This is a genomic window from Bradyrhizobium ingae, assembly GCF_055791185.1.
Genome location: NZ_JBVUBB010000008.1, coordinates 99,047 through 114,968, shown reverse-complemented (window position 1 = coordinate 114,968; position 15,922 = coordinate 99,047). Strand labels below are relative to the sequence as shown.

Here is a 15,922-nt window from a genome sequence, read left to right as displayed (position 1 = left end):
AGGGGGTGCTTCCGCGAATTCAACTGCAAGAGATTCGTTCGCGGATAGAACCCCTCACCCGGCTTCGATGCATCGCATCGAAGCCACCCTCTCCCGCACAGGGAGAGGGTGCACTGTCAATGCCGCACGAAAATTCAGCTCAACCAGAACCTCGGCGTTGCCGGCTCGAGCCGGCCGCCCGCACGCACCGGAGCGATGCGCAGTGCGAGCCCCGTTGCATCATCCGTCTCCACCGCTACCCCGCTCAGCGTCGCCGTACCCATCGCCGGCTCGAAACGGCCGGACGGAATCCCGGAGGTGAAACGGCGCAGCGGCTCTTCCTTTTGCATGCCGATGATCGAATCGTAGTCGCCGGTCATGCCGGCGTCGGTCATGTAGGCGGTGCCGCCGGGAAGGATCTGGTGATCGGCGGTCGGCACATGCGTATGCGTGCCGACGACGAGGCTGGCGCGGCCGTCGCAGAAGAAGCCGACGCCCTGCTTCTCGCTGGTCGCCTCGCAATGGAAATCGACCACGATCGCATCGGCCGCCTCGCGCAGCGGACAGGCGCCGAGCTCGCGCTCGAGCGCGACGAAGGGATCGTCGAACGGCGTCATGAAGACACGGCCCAGCGCGTTGACGACCAGCGCACGGCGGCCGTTCTTGGTCTCGACCAGGGCGGCGCCGCGGCCCGGCGTGCCGCGCGGATAGTTCGCAGGCCGCACCAGGCGCTCGGCGCGCTCGATGAACACCAGCGCCTCGCGCTGGTCCCAGGAATGGTTGCCGAGCGTGACTGCGTCGGCGCCCGCGTCCAGCAGTTCCTGATAGATCGCTTCCGTGATCCCAAATCCGCCGGCGGAATTTTCGCCGTTGACGACGACGAAATCGAGCGACCAGTCGCGAACCATGTTGGGCAGGTGCTCGGCGATCGCCGCACGGCCGGCCCGGCCGACGACGTCACCCACGAAGAGAATGCGCAACTTCAGAACTCCGGAAATCGAACACGTCCGTTTCCGTTAGCACATAATCCAGCGCGACGTCGTGCGATAGTGCGGGAACGGCCTCGATCTCCTGCGCCGCAAAGGCGAGCCCGATGCCGAGGACATGCTTGGTCTTGCGCAGATGCGCGAAGGTGAAGTCGTAATGTCCCGCGCCGTAGCCGATCCGGTGACCGAGACGGTCGAACGCGGCAAGCGGCGTCAACATGATGTCGGGAATGACCTCGGCCGCCGCCGGCGATGGTTCGGGAATGCCGAGCGGGCCGAGCATCAGCCGGTCGCTCGGATGCCAGATGCGGAAGATCAGCGACTTGCCGCGCGTGGTGACGCAGGGCAGCGCCAGCCGCGCGCCTTCGGCCGCAAGCTTCTGCATCAGCGGCACCGGATCGATCTCGCTGCGGATCGGCGAATAGCCGGACACGATGCTGCCGGGCACGATCTCGAACGGCAGGCCGCGTTTGCCGAGCTTTGCGGCGGCAGCGGCGCGCTTCTTCTCGCTGAGCGCATCGCGTTTGGCGAGGGCTTTGGCGCGGAGCTCGGATTTCTGTGAGTGCGCAGGCATCGAAATCATTCCCTCGATGGCAGAGCCAACTCTGCTGTCATCACCCGCGAAGGCGGGTGATCCAGTATTCCAGAGACGCCAGTGCTTGAACCTCGACGCTGCGGCGTACTGGATGCCCCGCTTTCGCGGGGCATGACACTGAGAATGATTGAACCGGGTTGTCGAGAACGCAATTAGACAGGCACAAACCAGGCAAACAAAGCGCGAAGCCGTAGACGCCGTTGAAGCACTCGATCCCGGAGTTCCCTACGAAAGTAGGTGGGCACCATATGTCCGGGCCCACGGGCCCGGCCAGGGACAGTTCCCTAAAGGATCGATAAGGCCCCGGGGATATATGGCTCCTGACGCGCGCCACAGCTTCGCTTGACGCAATCTAGCAACGACGCTGACGAATCGCCAGCCCGCCGTGATGGTCAGCCGATCGCAATCCCGTTGCCGACGGTCCGGTTCAGGACCTGGGTCGATTTCTCGATGCGTTCGGCGGCCGCGTTGAGCGCATTGACCACCGCGGTCTGCGTCATCCGGGCGCGTTCGGCGGCGGCATTGCGGAAATCCCGCAGCTCACTCACCTCGGCTTCCAGCGTGCGGATGCGGTTGCCGGCGTCGACCAGCTCGTCGCATGCGGTGAGCGCCGCCATCACGGTGAGCCGCGCATCGCCGATCTCGCCGAATTTTCCGCGCAGGTTCTGGATTCGCGACTCCAGGCCTTCGGCGAGCTTCAGCAGCCGCACCTCCTGCCCTTCCTCGCAGGCCATGCGATATTGCCGGCCGTTGATGGTGACGTTGATGTGGCTCATCCGTCCTCTCCGGTATCCAGCACCGAACGTATCGTGACGATCGCAGCATCCAGCCGATCGGAGATTTCGCGATTGGTGCGCTCGAGCTTGCGCGCCTTCATCAACGCACCGTCGAGCTCGTCGGCGAGCCGCGAGCGATCCGTGCCCAGAGCCTGAATGCGCGTGGCGAGTTCGTTCTCGTCGCGATCGGCATCGCGCCGTCGCTCGACCGCGCTCTCCAGCGCGTCGAGCGCCGCCGTGAGTCTGCGTGTCGCGATCTCGATCTCGACGGCGGCGGACTCCGTCATGGCGGAACTGTTGGCAGCGCGATCGCTCATGCAGTCAGCGACGGACCTCTGTGTTGGCCTTTTCATCAGGACTTGCCGTCCGGCAAAAGACTCGGTTCGGCAAGCGCTTAGAAGCAGAAATTTACGTGGCAGGGAAGCCAAGCGCAACGTCGCCGCGAAACTATGCACCGATAGATCGGGATCGGGCATCCCGCCCCGACCGGTTCCTGTCGCGCGCGATTGGTGCTGCGGGCCTTCCGGACCACCCCGCCTGGCGCAACTTTTCGGCCGGGGACGACGTTCGATTGCCTTGGACTCCCGGAACCGAGATGCTATCCAGCGCCCGACCTTCAGCGGCCGAAAGGCTCCTTCCCCGCGCGGGCGTACACCGCCACCAAGCGCCTCAATTCAGACGGATTTCAGACATGACGCAGGTCGATCCCACCCGTATGGCCAACGCGATCCGCGGGCTTTCGATGGACGCGGTCGAGAAGGCCAAGTCCGGCCATCCCGGACTGCCGATGGGAGCCGCCGACGTTGCGACCGTCCTGTTCACGCAGTTCCTGAAATTCGACGCCCAGGCACCCGCCTGGCCCGACCGCGACCGCTTCGTGCTGTCGGCCGGTCACGGCTCGATGCTGCTCTATTCGCTGCTGTTCCTGACCGGCAATCAGGACATGACGCTGGACCAGCTCAAGCACTTCCGCCAGCTGGGATCGCTGACCCCCGGTCACCCCGAGAACTTCCACACCAAGGGCATCGAGACCACCACCGGCCCGCTCGGCCAGGGCATTTCCACCGCGGTCGGCATGGCGCTCGCCGAGAAGATGCTGGCGGCCGAGTTCGGCAAGAAGATCGTCGACCACCACACCTACGTGCTCGCCTCCGACGGCGACCTGATGGAAGGCGTGTCGCAGGAGGCGATCGCCATGGCCGGGCACTGGAAGCTGGGCAAGCTGATCGTGCTCTACGACGACAACGGCATCTCGATCGACGGCCCGACCTCGATCGCGGACTCGGTCGACCAGGTGAAGCGCTTCAAGTCGGCGGGCTGGGCCGCCGAAAAGATCGACGGCCAGGACCAGGCCGCGATAGCAGCCGCGATCACGCGCGCCAAGAAATCCAACAAGCCGACGCTGATCGCCTGCCGCACCACCATCGGCTATGGCGCGCCGCATAAGGCCGGTACCGCGAAGGTGCATGGCGAGGCGCTCGGCGCCGACGAGCTGAAGGCCGCAAAGGAAAATCTCGGCATTTCGCTCGAGCCGTTCTCGGTGCCAGATGACGTGCTCAAGGCCTGGCGCGCGGCTGGCAGCCGCGGCGCGGCCGCACGGCAGGAGTGGGAAGCGCGACTTGGCGAACTCGGCAGCCGCAAGCGCGCCGAGTTCGAGCGGCGCCTGCGCCATGAGCGCCCTGCATCGCTTGCGAAGGCGCTGAAGGCACACAAGAAGGGCCTGCTGGAAAATCCCCTCAACGTCGCGACGCGCAAATCCTCGGAAGCAGCGATCGAGGCGATCGCCGCGGCGATGCCGATGGAATTTTTGGCGGGTTCGGCGGATCTCACCGGCTCCAACAACAACAAGGCGAAGTCGGCCGTGGCCTTCTCCGCCAAGACGCCGAAGGGCCGCTTCATCCATTACGGCATCCGCGAGCACGGCATGTGTGCCGCGATGAACGGCATCTTCCTGCACGGCGGCTTCGCGCCGAACGGCGCGACCTTCCTGGTATTCACCGATTACGCGCGGCCCGCGATGCGCATTGCCGCGCTGATGGGCGCGGGCGTCGTCTATGTGATGACCCACGATTCCATCGGGCTTGGCGAAGACGGGCCGACCCATCAGCCGGTCGAGCATCTTGCCGCGTTGCGCGCGATTCCGAACATGCGCGTGTTCCGTCCCTGCGACTCCATCGAGGTCGCCGAGTGCTGGGAGCTGGCGCTGAATCGCATCGACGGCCCCACCGTGCTGGCGTTGACGCGCCAGAACCTGCCGCAGCTCCGAACCTCCGCCAACGAGAACCCCTGCCAGTACGGCGCCTATGAGCTGGTCGCCGCCCAGGGTGAAGCCAAGGTGACGCTGTTCGCCTCGGGCTCCGAGGTTGAAATCGCAGTCGCCGCCCAGAAGCAGCTCGCCGAGCGCGGCATCGCGACGCGGGTGGTCTCAGTGCCCTCGCTCGAACTCTTGTTAGCGCAACCAGAGGCCAAGCGTGCCGCCATCATCGGCAATGCGCCGGTCAAGGTCGCAATCGAAGCTGCAGTACGCTGGGGCTGGGATGCCGTGATCGGCCAGGATGGTGAATTTATCGGCATGCATTCCTTCGGCGCGAGCGCGCCGGCGAAGGACCTTTTCAAGCACTTTGGAATTACCGCCGAGGCTGCGGTTAACGCTGTCCTGAAGCGCGTTTCCTGAGAGTTGAGCTTGCCGGAAAAAAGGACTACCAAGCTCCCCATATGATCAAGTACCGCCCGGCCGAACCGGGCGTCCGCCCTAAAAAACCCTCGCATGCGCGCTAGCTGCGTTCTGCGGGACGACAACGGTCATTGAAGGAGACGAAAGATGGCAGTCCGCGTTGCAATTAACGGTTTTGGTCGCATCGGCCGCAACATCCTGCGGGCCATCGCCGAGTCCGGCCGCAAGGACGTCGAGGTGGTCGCCATCAACGATCTCGGACCGGTCGAGACCAATGCGCATCTGCTCCGCTTCGACTCCGTGCACGGCCGCTTCCCGGGAACCGTGACCGTCGACGGTGACACGATCAATCTCGGCGGCGGCAAGATCAAGGTGACCGCGGAGCGCGATCCCTCGAAGCTGCCCTGGAAGGATCTCGGTATCGACATCGCGATGGAGTGCACCGGCATTTTCACCGCCAAGGAAAAGGCCTCCGCGCATCTGACCGCCGGCGCCAAGCGCGTGCTGGTCTCCGCGCCCGCTGACGGCGCCGACGCGACCATCGTCTACGGCGTCAACCACGAGACGCTGACCAAGGATCATCTTGTCGTCTCGAACGGCTCCTGCACCACGAACTGCCTCGCGCCGGTCGCCAAGGTGCTGAACGACCTCGTCGGCATCGAGACCGGCTTCATGACCACCATCCATGCCTACACCGGCGACCAGCCGACGCTGGACACGCTGCACAAGGATCTCTACCGCGGCCGCGCCGCGGCGATGTCGATGATCCCGACATCGACGGGTGCTGCGAAGGCGATCGGCCTGGTGCTGCCCGAGCTCAAGGGCAAGCTCGACGGCGTCGCGATCCGCGTGCCGACCCCGAACGTCTCGGTCGTCGACCTCAAGATCGTCGCCAAGCGCGCCACCGACGCGAAGGAAATCAATGCGGCGATGAAGCGTGCCTCCGAGCAGCAGCTCAAGGGCATCCTCGGCTACACCACAGCGCCGAACGTCTCGATCGACTTCAACCACGACCCGCACTCCTCGACGTTCCACGAGGACCAGACCAAGGTGCAGAACGGCACGCTGGTGCGCGTGATGTCCTGGTACGACAACGAGTGGGGTTTCTCGAATCGCATGGCGGACACCGCCGTTGCGATGAGCAAGGTGCTGTAACGGAGGCGCAATGCTTCCCCACTGGATCGGCATCCCCGGCGTCATCTTGCTGATCGCGTTCATCGCGTATGCGTGGCGGCAGGGGACCAAGGTCCAGTCGCGAGGCGAGGGTAGTAGCAGCGATGCGAGCATCGACCCTCCCTCCGATTCCGATAGCTCCACGCACCACGGATGGTGAATGATGTCCGCTAAGTTCCGCACCCTCGACGACGTCGACGTGAAGGGCAAGCGCGTGCTGCTGCGCGTCGATCTCAACGTGCCCATGGATAACGGGCGCGTCACCGACGCAACGCGGCTCGAGCGCGTTGCGCCGACCATCACCGAAATTTCCGACAAGGGCGGCAAGGTCATCCTGCTCGCGCATTTCGGCCGGCCGAAGGGACGCGACGCCAAGGACTCGCTGAAACCGGTTGCCGAAGCTCTTTCGAAGGTCCTCAAGAAACCGGTTGCGTTTGCCGACGACTGCATCGGCGAGCCTGCGGCCAAGGCCGTGGCGGCGCTGAACGACGGCGACATCCTGTGCCTGGAAAACACCCGCTTCCACAAAGAGGAAGAGAAGAACGATCCCGCCTTCGTCGCGGAGCTGGCCAAGCTCGGCGACATCTGGGTCAATGACGCCTTCTCTGCTGCGCACCGCGCCCATGCCTCGACCGAGGGCCTCGGCCACAAGCTGCCGGCCTATGCCGGCCGCACCATGCAGGCCGAGCTCGATGCATTGGAGAAGGCGCTGGAAGCGCCGACCAAACCGGTCATCGCGATCATCGGCGGCGCCAAGGTCTCGACCAAGATCGACCTTCTCGAAAATCTCGTCAGCAAGGTCGACGCGCTGGTGATCGGCGGCGGCATGGCGAATACATTCCTGCACGCCCAGGGCGTTGCGGTCGGCAAGTCGCTGGCCGAGAAGGATCTCGCCGCAACAGCGGTGCGCATCATGGAGAAGGCCGAGGCCGCAAACTGCGCCATCATTCTGCCGGTCGATGCCACCGTCGCCTATCATTTCGCCGCCAACGCGCCCTCGCATGCCTATGGGCTTGATGCGATCCCGGCCGACGGCATGATCCTCGACGTCGGCCCGCAATCGATCGCGCGCATTCACGCGGCGATCGACGATGCGGCAACGCTGGTCTGGAACGGTCCGTTGGGCGCCTTCGAGCTGCAACCATTCGACCGCGGCACCGTGGCGGCCGCCAAGCACGCTGCCGAACGCACCAAGGCCAAGAAGCTGATCTCGATCGCGGGCGGCGGCGACACCGTCGCGGCGCTCAACCAGGCCGGCGTCGGCTCCGACTTCACCTATGTCTCGACCGCCGGTGGCGCATTTCTTGAATGGATGGAGGGCAAGCCTCTGCCCGGCGTCCAGGTATTGCGCACCAAGTAATTTAGTCGGCCGGAAGGCCCAAACGGGAGAAAAACACAGATGGCTCGGATCACGTTGCGCCAATTGCTCGACCATGCTGCGGAGAACGACTACGGCGTACCGGCCTTCAACATCAACAATATGGAGCAGGCGCTGGCGATCATGGACGCGGCCAACCAGGTCGACGCTCCCGTCATCATCCAGGCCTCGCGCGGTGCGCGCTCCTACGCCAACGACGTCATGCTCAAGCACATGATGGATGCAGTGACGGAGATCTATCCGCACATCCCGGTCTGCGTGCATCTCGACCACGGCAATGAGCCCGCGACCTGCATGACCGCGATTCAGGCCGGCTTCACCTCCGTCATGATGGACGGCTCGCTGAAGGCCGACGGCAAGACGCCGGGCGACTGGGGCTACAATGTCGGCGTCACCAAGACGGTGACCGACATGGCCCATCTCGGCGGCATCTCGGTTGAAGGCGAACTCGGCGTGCTCGGCTCGCTCGAGACCGGCATGGGCGACAAGGAAGACGGCCACGGCGCCGAGGGCAAGCTGAGCCACGACCAGCTCCTGACCAATCCGGACGAGGCGGTGAAGTTCGTCAAGGAGACCCAGGTCGACGCGCTCGCGATCGCGATGGGCACCTCGCACGGCGCCTACAAGTTCACCCGCAAGCCGGACGGCGACATTCTCGCCATGAACGTGATCGAGGAGATCCACCGCAAGCTGCCGAATACGCATCTTGTGATGCACGGCTCCTCGTCGGTGCCGCAGGAGCTTCAGGAGATCATCAACGCCAACGGCGGCAAGATGAAGCCGACCTGGGGCGTGCCGGTCGCCGAGATCCAGCGCGGCATCAAGAACGGCGTGCGCAAGATCAATATCGACACCGACAACCGCATGGCGATGACCGGCCAGATCCGCAAGGTCCTGAAGGACAATCCGGAAGAGTTCGATCCGCGCAAGTACCTGAAGCCGGCCATGGAAGCCATGACCAAGCTGTGCAAGCAGCGGCTCCAGGAGTTCAACACCGCAGGCCAGGCCTCCAAGATCAAGCGCGTCCTGACCACCGCCGAAATGGCCAAGCGTTACGCCAAGGGCGAGCTCAACCCGAAGATCGCCTGATCTATCCCTCCCTCTCCCCGCCCTTCGCGGGGAGAGGGTCGGGGTGAGGGGCTGCTTCAACATTCACGGTACCAGACGGACTCGCGGAGAGTCCCCCTCACCCGGAATCCGCGCTTCGCGCGCATTCCGACCTCTCCCCGCAGGCGGGGCGAGGTGAACGGTCGCAAGCCCGACCCAAGCATGTCCAACCGATCCCCCTTTACCCTGCGACCAACGTTAACTCGGCAATTGCCCGAGAACGGTCTATTTTCGCGGGCAAGGCAGAATCGTTTTGGGAGGACCTCTCGATGAATCTGACTGAGCTCAACAAGGTCGCACAGGCCATGGTTACGCCCGGCAAGGGCATCCTCGCCGCCGACGAATCCTCCGGCACCATCAAGAAGCGTTTTGATGCAATCGGCGTCGAATCCACCGAAGACAACCGCCGCGACTATCGCGAGATGCTGTTTCGCTCCAAGGACGCCATGAGCCAACACATCTCCGGCGTCATCCTCTATGACGAGACCATCTGGCAGAACGCCAAGGACGGCACGGCGCTGGTGAAGCTGATCGAGCAAAGCGGCGCCATTCCCGGCATCAAGGTCGATGAAGGCACGCAAGCCCTGCCGATGTGCCCGGGCGAGTTCGTCACCGTCGGCCTCGACAAGCTCGCCGAGCGCCTGAAGAAATACTATGAGCGCGGCGCCCGCTTCGCCAAATGGCGCGCGGTGATCGACATTGGCAGCGGCACTGATGGTCGGGGCATTCCCTCAATGACTGCGATCCGCGTCAACGCGCATGCGCTGGCGCGCTACGCGGCGCTGTGCCAGGCAGCTCAGATCGTGCCGATCGTCGAGCCGGAGGTGCTGATGGACGGCGACCACGACATCGACCGCTGCTATGACGTCACGCAGCGCGTACTCAACAAGACGTTCCAGGAGCTGCGCGTGCAGCGCGTCGCGCTCGAAGGCATGGTTCTCAAGCCCAACATGGCGGTCTCAGGCAAGAAATGCTCCAAGCAGGCCTCCGTTGCGGAGGTCGCGGAGAAGACCGTGCGTCTGCTGAAGGAGTGCGTGCCGGCCGCAGTGCCTGGTATCGCCTTCCTTTCCGGCGGCCAGTCGGACGAGGAGGCAACCGCGCATCTCGATGCCATGAATAGGCTCGGGCCGCTGCCATGGCGGCTGACCTTCTCCTATGGCCGTGCGCTCCAGGCCGCGCCGCAGAAGGCCTGGTCGGGCAAGGCGGAAAATGTCACCGCTGGCCAAAGAGCCTTCGCCCATCGCGCGCGGATGAACGCACTAGCCAGCCGCGGCGAATGGGACAGCGGGCTCGAAAAGAAGGCGGCCTAGACTTGTCGAACAATTCCGCTCCCGCGCGCCCGGCGCCGCGGCTTTATCTTGCGACGCCGCTCGTCGACGATCCCGCCCCGCTTCTCGGCGAGCTGCCCGCGCTGCTCGCCGCCGCCGACGTCGCGGCCGTGCTGGTGAGGCTGAAGGAGACCGACCAGCGCACGATGATCTCTCGGGTAAAGGCACTGGCGCCGGTCGTGCAGAAGGCCGGCGCGGCGCTGCTGCTCGACGGCCATGTCGAGCTGGTCGCGCGCGGCGGGGCTGACGGCGCGCACCTGACCGGCATCGCTGCGCTCGAAGAAGCCATGCCGTCGCTGAAGCCTGATCGCATCGCCGGCGTCGGCTCCCTCGCAACGCGCCATGATTCCATGAGCGCAGGCGAGATGGGCGCGGATTACGTACTGTTCGGCGAGCCGGACGCGAACGGCCAGCGGCCCTCGGTGCAGGCGATTGCGGAACGGCTGGACTGGTGGGCCGAGCTGTTCGAGCCGCCCTGCGTCGGCTTTGCCACCTCATTGGCGGAAGCCTTCGAATTCGCCGCCGCGGGTGCGGATTTCGTGCTGGTCGGCGATTTCATCTGGGCCGATTCCCGCGGGCCGAAGGCTGCGCTCGTCGATGCGGAAGCCGCGATCAGGAAGGCCTATGCGGATGCGCCAGCGGGCCGGGAGCATGGCTAGCAGCCGACCATGAAGCTCCTGCTCTCCACATCGTTCCTGGCGCTCCTGTTCCTCGCCGCGCCTGCATCCGCACAACTCTCGCTGACGCCGCCGGCGGCAACGCCGACCCCGGCGCCCGAGAAGCCCAAAGAAAATCTCAAGGAAAAATCTGCGGTCAAGCCGCACGCGATCACCAAGAAAAAGGAGGCGGCGCCCGCGCCAAAGCCGTCGGCCTCGCCGAACCCGCCGCCGGCCGCGACCGTGATCCCGGCGCCGCCGACCGACAATTCCAACGTTGACCTCGTGTACGGCGCCTATCAGCGCGGCCAGTACAAGACCGCCTTCGATCTGGCCACCCCGCGCGCGCAAGCCGGCGATCCCAAGGCGATGACCATGCTGGGCCAGCTTTACTCCAACGCCCTCGGCATCAAGCGCGACTATGTCAAGGCGAGCGAATGGTACAAGCGCGCCTCGGATGCCGGAGACCGCGAGGCGATGTTCGAGCTCGCGATGATGCGCATCGCCGGCCGCGGCGGTCCGATCGACAAGGGCGATGCGGTAAAGCTGCTCGCCTCCGCCGCCAAGCTCGGCGAGCCCAAGGCCGCGTATAATCTCGCGCTGCTTTATCTCGACGGGCAGACGCTGCCGCAGGACGTCAACCGCTCGGCCGAGCTGCTGCGCCAGGCCGCGGATGCCGGGCTGCCCGAGGCGCAATACGCGCTCGCAACCTTCTACAAGGAAGGCACCGGCGTGCCGAAGGATATCGAGCGGGCGGTGCGGCTACTCCAGGCCGCCTCGCTCGGCGACAATGTCGATGCCGAGGTCGAGTATGCGATCGCGCTGTTCAACGGCACCGGCACGCCGAAGAACCAGCCGGCCGCGGTGGCGTTGCTTCGCAAGGCCGCCCGGCAAAACAGCCCGATCGCGCAGAACCGCCTGGCCTGGGTGCTGATCAACGGTATCGGCACGCCGGCCGACAAGGTCGAGGGCTTCAAATGGCACCTGGTTGCGAAGACCGCCGGCAAGGGGGATCCCGATCTCGACAAGCAATTGGCCGATCTGCCACCCGAGGACCGGGCCAAGGCCGAGGCCGCCGCCAAGAAATGGCTCGGGACCAAATGACTTGACGCGGGCCCGAGCGCAGGGCACCCAATCCCCTTAATTTGACGGCCGCACGCCGCTCCCCCCAATCAAGACTGATCTCATGCTGTATTCCGCAACTATCAACGTCATGGTCAAAGCCGCGCGCCGCGCCGGCCGCAGCCTCAAGCGCGATCTCGGCGAGATCGAGCATTTGCAGGTCTCGCTGAAGGGGCCCGCCAATTTCGTCTCGCTCGCCGACAAGCGCGCCGAGGAGATCCTCTACCAGGACCTCGCCAAGGCCCGCCCCGGCTACGGCTTCATCGGCGAGGAAGGGGGACAGCGCGAAGGCACCGACAAGAGCCACACCTGGATCGTCGATCCCCTCGACGGCACCACCAACTTCCTGCACGGCATCCCGCAATTCGCAATCTCGATCGCGCTGGCGCGCGAAGGCATGGTGATCGCGGGCGTGATCTACAACCCCGCCAATGACGAGCTCTACATCGCCGAGCGCGGCAAGGGCGCCTTTCTCAACGACCAGCGCCTGCGGGTGGCCGGCCGCCGCCAGCTCAACGAATGCGTGGTGGCATGCGGCCTGCCCCATATCGGTCGCGGCGACCACGAATCCTTCCGCCGCGAGATGACCGCGATCCAGGACCGCGTGGCGGGCCTGCGCCGCTTCGGCGCCGCCTCCCTCGACCTCGCCTTCGTCGCCGCCGGCCGCCTCGACGGCTACTGGGAGCGCAACCTGCAATCCTGGGACATCGCGGCCGGCATGATCATGGTCCGCGAAGCTGGCGGCACTGTCAGCGACATCGAAACGCCCGGCGATGCGCTCGTGACCGGTCACGTCGTGTGCGGCAACGAATTCGTGCACGGTGAGCTGGTGAAGATCTTGCGGAAGTCGGCGTAAGCCGAAAGCCACGCCACGCACCGCCGTCATCACCCGCGAAGGCGGTGATCCAGTATTCCAGAGGCGTCAGCCATATAATACGGATAGGCTACAGCGTACTGGATGCCTCGCTTTCGCGGGGCATGACACCGTACTTTATGGCTTCACTGGCGCCGGCGGCCCGTACACTTCGGCTTTCCCCTCCGCCACCTTCTCCCGATCTCCCGCCAGCACGCGCTGCACGCTGACGAAGAACACCGGCACCATCAAGAGCGCCAGGATCACCACCGCGATCATGCCGCCCATCACGACCGTGCCGAGCGATTGCTGGCTGGCGCCGCCGGCACCATGGGCGATGGCCATCGGCAGCACGCCGCAGATGAAAGCAAGGCCGGTCATCAGGATCGGGCGGAAGCGCAGGCGGCAGGCTTCGATGGTGGCTTCCACAAGCGGCTTACCCTCTTTCCGCAGATCCTTGGCGAACTCAATGATCAGGATCGCATCCTTCGCCGCAAGGCCGATGATGGTGATCAGGCCGACCGTGAAATAGACGTCGTTGGGCAAGCCGCGGAGCATCGCCGCGATCACGGCGCCGGTGACGCCGAGCGGCACGGTCAGGAGCACCGCGAGCGGAATGGTCCAGCTCTCATAGAGCGCGGCCAGACACAGGAACACCACGAACACCGACAGCGCCAGCAGGAACGGCGCCTGCGATCCCGACAGTTTTTCCTGAAGCGACTGCCCGGTCCATTCATAGCCAAAGCCGCGCGGCAGCCTGCCGGCAAGCTTTTCCATCTCGGCGATCGCATCGCCCGAGGTGAAGCCGGCTTTTGCCTCGCCCGAGATGCGCACGGCCGGATAGTAGTTGAAGCCGGCGATCTGTGTCGGCCCGCGCGACCATTCGACCGTCGCGAAGGAGGAGAACGGCACGAGCTGGCCGCGGCTGTTCTTGACGTTGTAGTTGAGGATGTCCTCGGTCTTCATGCGATCCCGCGCGTCGGCCTGCACCACGACGCGCTGCATGCGGCCGCGGTTCGGGAAGTCGTTGATGTAGTTCGAGCCGAGATTGGTCGAGATCGTGTTGTTGATGTCTTCAAACGTGACGCCGAACGCGCCGGCCTTCTCGCGGTCGATCACGAGATTGACCACGCCTGCCTCGGGCAGGCCTTCGATATAGACCTTTTGCAGCACGGGGCTCGCATTGGCCTCCGCGATGAGCTGGTCGGCGGCGCGCATCAGGGCCGGATAGCCCTTCTGGCCGCGATCCTGAAGGCGGAACGAGAAGCCCGAGGAGTTGCCGAGATTGTCGATCGGCGGCGGCTGCAGCGCAGAGATCTTTGCGTCGCGAATCGACGACAGGTCGCGATTGATGTCGGACACGATCGCGGCCGCCGAATCCTTCTCGCCGCGCTCCGACCAGTCCTTCAGCGTGATGAAGGCCTGCGCAGTGTTCATGCCCTGACCGGAGAAGCTGAAGCCGGTGAGGAACGTAACGTCCTTCACGCCGGGACGCATCGCGAGATATTTCTCGACCTTCTCGATCACGGCCTCGGTGCGGGCATAGGACGAGTCCGACGGCGCCTGCACGTCGGTGGTGACAAAGCCCTGGTCGTCGACGGGCAGGAAGCCGCCGGGCAAATTGACGAAGGCCCAGGACAGGCCGGCGAGCAGCGCGGCATAGACCAGCATCAGCCGTCCCGTGCGCTTCAGCGAGAAGCCGACGGTGCGGGAATAACCCTCCTTGCCGCCTTCGAGCATCCGGTTGAACCAGCCGAATACACCCTTCTTCGCATGGCCGTGGCCGGCCGCGACGGGCTTGAGCAACGTCGCGCACAGCGCAGGCGTCAGCGACAGCGCGAGGAAGGCGGAGAAGCCGATCGCAGCAACCATGGTGACCGAGAACTGGCGGTAGATGATGCCGACCGAGCCTGGGAAGAAGGCCATCGGCACGAACACGGCCATCAGCACCAGCGTGATGCCGATGATGGCACCGGTGATCTGTGACATCGCCTTGCGCGTCGCCTCCTTCGGCGGCAGGCCTTCCTCGGCCATGATGCGCTCGACGTTCTCGACCACGACGATGGCGTCGTCGACGAGGATGCCGACCGCCAGCACCATGCCGAACATCGAGAGCATATTGATCGAGTAGCCGGCAAGCAGCAGCGTGGTACACGCGCCGAGCAGCGCCACCGGCACGACGATGGTCGGAATGATGGTGTAGCGGATGTTCTGCAGGAACAGGAACATCACCACGAACACCAGCACCACGGCCTCGACCAGCGTCGACAGGACCTTCTTGATCGAAGCCTCGACGACCGGCGTGATGTTGTAGGGAATCTCGTAACTGATATTGGCCGGGAAGAAGCGCGACAGCTCCTTCATCTTGGCCTCGACAGCGCTCGCGGTCGCCAGCGCATTGCCGGACGGCGACAGCAGCACCGAAAGGCCCGCAGTCGGCTTGCCGTTGAGGCGGGTGTTGAACTGGTAGCTGAGGCCGCCGACCTCGACCCGCGCGACGTCGCGCAGCCGCACGGTCGAGCCATCGGGATTGGCGCGCAGGATGATGGCGCCGAACTCATCCGGGGAGGAGAGCTGGCCCTTGACCAGCACCAGCGCGGAGATGCGCTGGTCGGCCGTCGACGGCTCGGCGCCGATGCTGCCGGAAGCCACCTGCGCGTTCTGCGCGCTGATCGCCTTGTTGACGTCGTCAGCCGTCAGCCCATAGCCGACGAGTTTTGCCGGATCGACCCAGACGCGCAAGCTGCGCTCGGTCGAATAGAGCGTGGCGCGGCCGACGCCGGGGATGCGGCGGATCTCGCCGAGCACGTTGCGGATCATGAAGTCGCCGAGCCCGACCTCATCGAGGCTGCCGTCGGTCGAGTTCAGCGTGATGATCTGGAGCACCGCGCTGGATGCTTCCTCGATCAGGATGCCCTGCTGGATCACCGCGCGCGGCAGGCGCGCCTCGACGCGCTTGATGCGGTTCTGCACCTCGACCGAGGCCGCACCGGTGTCGGTGCCCGGCACGAAATTGGCGATGATCTCGACCTGGCCGAGCGAGTCGCTGGTCGACTCGAAATTCAGGATGCCGGAGGCGCCGTTGAGCTCCTCCTCGATCAGCCGCGTGACGCTGTTGTAGAGGTTTTCCGGCGAGGCGCCGGGATAGCTGGTCGAGATCGAGATCGAGGGCGGCGCGATGATCGGATATTGCGCGACGGGCAATAGCGGGATCGAGATCGCGCCGATCAAGCAGATGAACAGCGCGACCACCCAGGCGAAGATCGGCCTGTCGATGAAGAAGCTCGGCATGGCG

The 15,922-nt window shown here is 65.0% G+C and carries 13 protein-coding genes and 1 other RNA gene; 8 read left to right on the top strand and 6 right to left on the bottom strand.

Translation table 11 applies throughout. The features are described from left to right. Positions 1–134: 134 nt before the first annotated feature. From ACV1FX_RS14820 to ACV1FX_RS14800, 5 genes are all read right to left on the bottom strand, one after another. Positions 135–959, bottom strand: coding sequence for a TIGR00282 family metallophosphoesterase (locus tag ACV1FX_RS14820; RefSeq protein ID WP_473118296.1), 825 nt, complete (start codon positions 957–959; stop codon positions 135–137). After that, on the bottom strand, positions 937–1,539 hold the full coding sequence (locus ACV1FX_RS14815; protein WP_473118295.1) for a 5-formyltetrahydrofolate cyclo-ligase: 603 nt from the start codon (positions 1,537–1,539) through the stop codon (positions 937–939). The genes ACV1FX_RS14820 and ACV1FX_RS14815 overlap by 23 nt, the downstream gene beginning before the upstream one ends. Positions 1,540–1,741: 202 nt before the next feature. Continuing rightward, positions 1,742–1,902: non-coding RNA, 6S RNA (gene ssrS / locus ACV1FX_RS14810), on the bottom strand. A 50-nt stretch (positions 1,903–1,952) separates the two neighbouring features. Continuing rightward, positions 1,953–2,336, bottom strand: a complete 384-nt coding sequence (locus tag ACV1FX_RS14805; RefSeq protein ID WP_473118294.1) for a cell division protein ZapA — start codon at positions 2,334–2,336, stop codon at positions 1,953–1,955. Then, positions 2,333–2,653 carry a DUF4164 domain-containing protein gene (locus tag ACV1FX_RS14800; protein ID WP_473118293.1) on the bottom strand — a complete coding sequence of 107 codons (321 nt, stop codon included), beginning with the start codon at positions 2,651–2,653 and terminating at the stop codon, positions 2,333–2,335. Before ACV1FX_RS14800 ends, ACV1FX_RS14805 begins: the two co-directional genes overlap by 4 nt. 374 nt (positions 2,654–3,027) lie before the next feature. Between ACV1FX_RS14800 and tkt the strand changes: the two genes are divergently transcribed. From tkt to ACV1FX_RS14760, 8 genes are all read left to right on the top strand, one after another. Beyond that, positions 3,028–5,010, top strand: coding sequence for a transketolase (tkt, locus tag ACV1FX_RS14795; RefSeq protein ID WP_473118292.1), 1,983 nt, complete (start codon positions 3,028–3,030; stop codon positions 5,008–5,010). 147 nt (positions 5,011–5,157) lie between these two features. After that, positions 5,158–6,165 carry a type I glyceraldehyde-3-phosphate dehydrogenase gene (gene gap / locus ACV1FX_RS14790; RefSeq protein WP_473118291.1) on the top strand — a complete coding sequence of 336 codons (1,008 nt, stop codon included), beginning with the start codon at positions 5,158–5,160 and terminating at the stop codon, positions 6,163–6,165. 181 nt (positions 6,166–6,346) lie between these two features. Further along, the gene (locus tag ACV1FX_RS14785) at positions 6,347–7,543 is read left to right on the top strand and encodes a phosphoglycerate kinase (RefSeq protein ID WP_473118290.1); all 1,197 of its coding nucleotides are present in this window, start codon (positions 6,347–6,349) and stop codon (positions 7,541–7,543) included. Between the two features lie 39 nt (positions 7,544–7,582). Continuing rightward, positions 7,583–8,650: a class II fructose-bisphosphate aldolase gene (fba, locus tag ACV1FX_RS14780; RefSeq protein ID WP_027521838.1), complete on the top strand. Its 1,068-nt coding sequence runs from the start codon at positions 7,583–7,585 to the stop codon at positions 8,648–8,650. A gap of 287 nt (positions 8,651–8,937) precedes the next feature. Continuing rightward, positions 8,938–9,978 carry a class I fructose-bisphosphate aldolase gene (locus ACV1FX_RS14775; protein ID WP_473118289.1) on the top strand — a complete coding sequence of 347 codons (1,041 nt, stop codon included), beginning with the start codon at positions 8,938–8,940 and terminating at the stop codon, positions 9,976–9,978. 2 nt (positions 9,979–9,980) lie between these two features. Next, positions 9,981–10,655 carry a thiamine phosphate synthase gene (locus ACV1FX_RS14770; RefSeq protein WP_473118288.1) on the top strand — a complete coding sequence of 225 codons (675 nt, stop codon included), beginning with the start codon at positions 9,981–9,983 and terminating at the stop codon, positions 10,653–10,655. 9 nt (positions 10,656–10,664) lie between these two features. Next, positions 10,665–11,756, top strand: a complete 1,092-nt coding sequence (locus tag ACV1FX_RS14765) for a tetratricopeptide repeat protein (protein ID WP_473118287.1) — start codon at positions 10,665–10,667, stop codon at positions 11,754–11,756. An 82-nt stretch (positions 11,757–11,838) separates the two neighbouring features. Beyond that, entirely contained in the window at positions 11,839–12,630 is a 792-nt protein-coding gene (locus ACV1FX_RS14760) for an inositol monophosphatase family protein (protein WP_473118286.1), read from the top strand. Positions 12,631–12,765: 135 nt separating this feature from the next. Here ACV1FX_RS14760 and ACV1FX_RS14755 read toward each other — a convergent pair whose 3' ends face one another. Then, positions 12,766–15,918, bottom strand: a complete 3,153-nt coding sequence (locus tag ACV1FX_RS14755; protein ID WP_473118285.1) for a multidrug efflux RND transporter permease subunit — start codon at positions 15,916–15,918, stop codon at positions 12,766–12,768. Between the last annotated feature and the right edge of the window lie 4 nt (positions 15,919–15,922).

Coding starts and splice junctions, on each gene's coding strand:
- ACV1FX_RS14765 (WP_473118287.1), top strand. CDS start 10,665: ATGAAGCTCCTGCTCTCCACATCGTTCCTGGCGCTCCTGTTCCTCGCC.
- gap (WP_473118291.1), top strand. CDS start 5,158: ATGGCAGTCCGCGTTGCAATTAACGGTTTTGGTCGCATCGGCCGCAAC.
- ACV1FX_RS14785 (WP_473118290.1), top strand. CDS start 6,347: ATGTCCGCTAAGTTCCGCACCCTCGACGACGTCGACGTGAAGGGCAAG.
- ACV1FX_RS14775 (WP_473118289.1), top strand. CDS start 8,938: ATGAATCTGACTGAGCTCAACAAGGTCGCACAGGCCATGGTTACGCCC.
- ACV1FX_RS14755 (WP_473118285.1), bottom strand. CDS start 15,918: ATGCCGAGCTTCTTCATCGACAGGCCGATCTTCGCCTGGGTGGTCGCG.
- fba (WP_027521838.1), top strand. CDS start 7,583: ATGGCTCGGATCACGTTGCGCCAATTGCTCGACCATGCTGCGGAGAAC.
- ACV1FX_RS14815 (WP_473118295.1), bottom strand. CDS start 1,539: ATGCCTGCGCACTCACAGAAATCCGAGCTCCGCGCCAAAGCCCTCGCC.
- ACV1FX_RS14760 (WP_473118286.1), top strand. CDS start 11,839: ATGCTGTATTCCGCAACTATCAACGTCATGGTCAAAGCCGCGCGCCGC.
- ACV1FX_RS14800 (WP_473118293.1), bottom strand. CDS start 2,653: ATGAGCGATCGCGCTGCCAACAGTTCCGCCATGACGGAGTCCGCCGCC.
- tkt (WP_473118292.1), top strand. CDS start 3,028: ATGACGCAGGTCGATCCCACCCGTATGGCCAACGCGATCCGCGGGCTT.
- ACV1FX_RS14805 (WP_473118294.1), bottom strand. CDS start 2,336: ATGAGCCACATCAACGTCACCATCAACGGCCGGCAATATCGCATGGCC.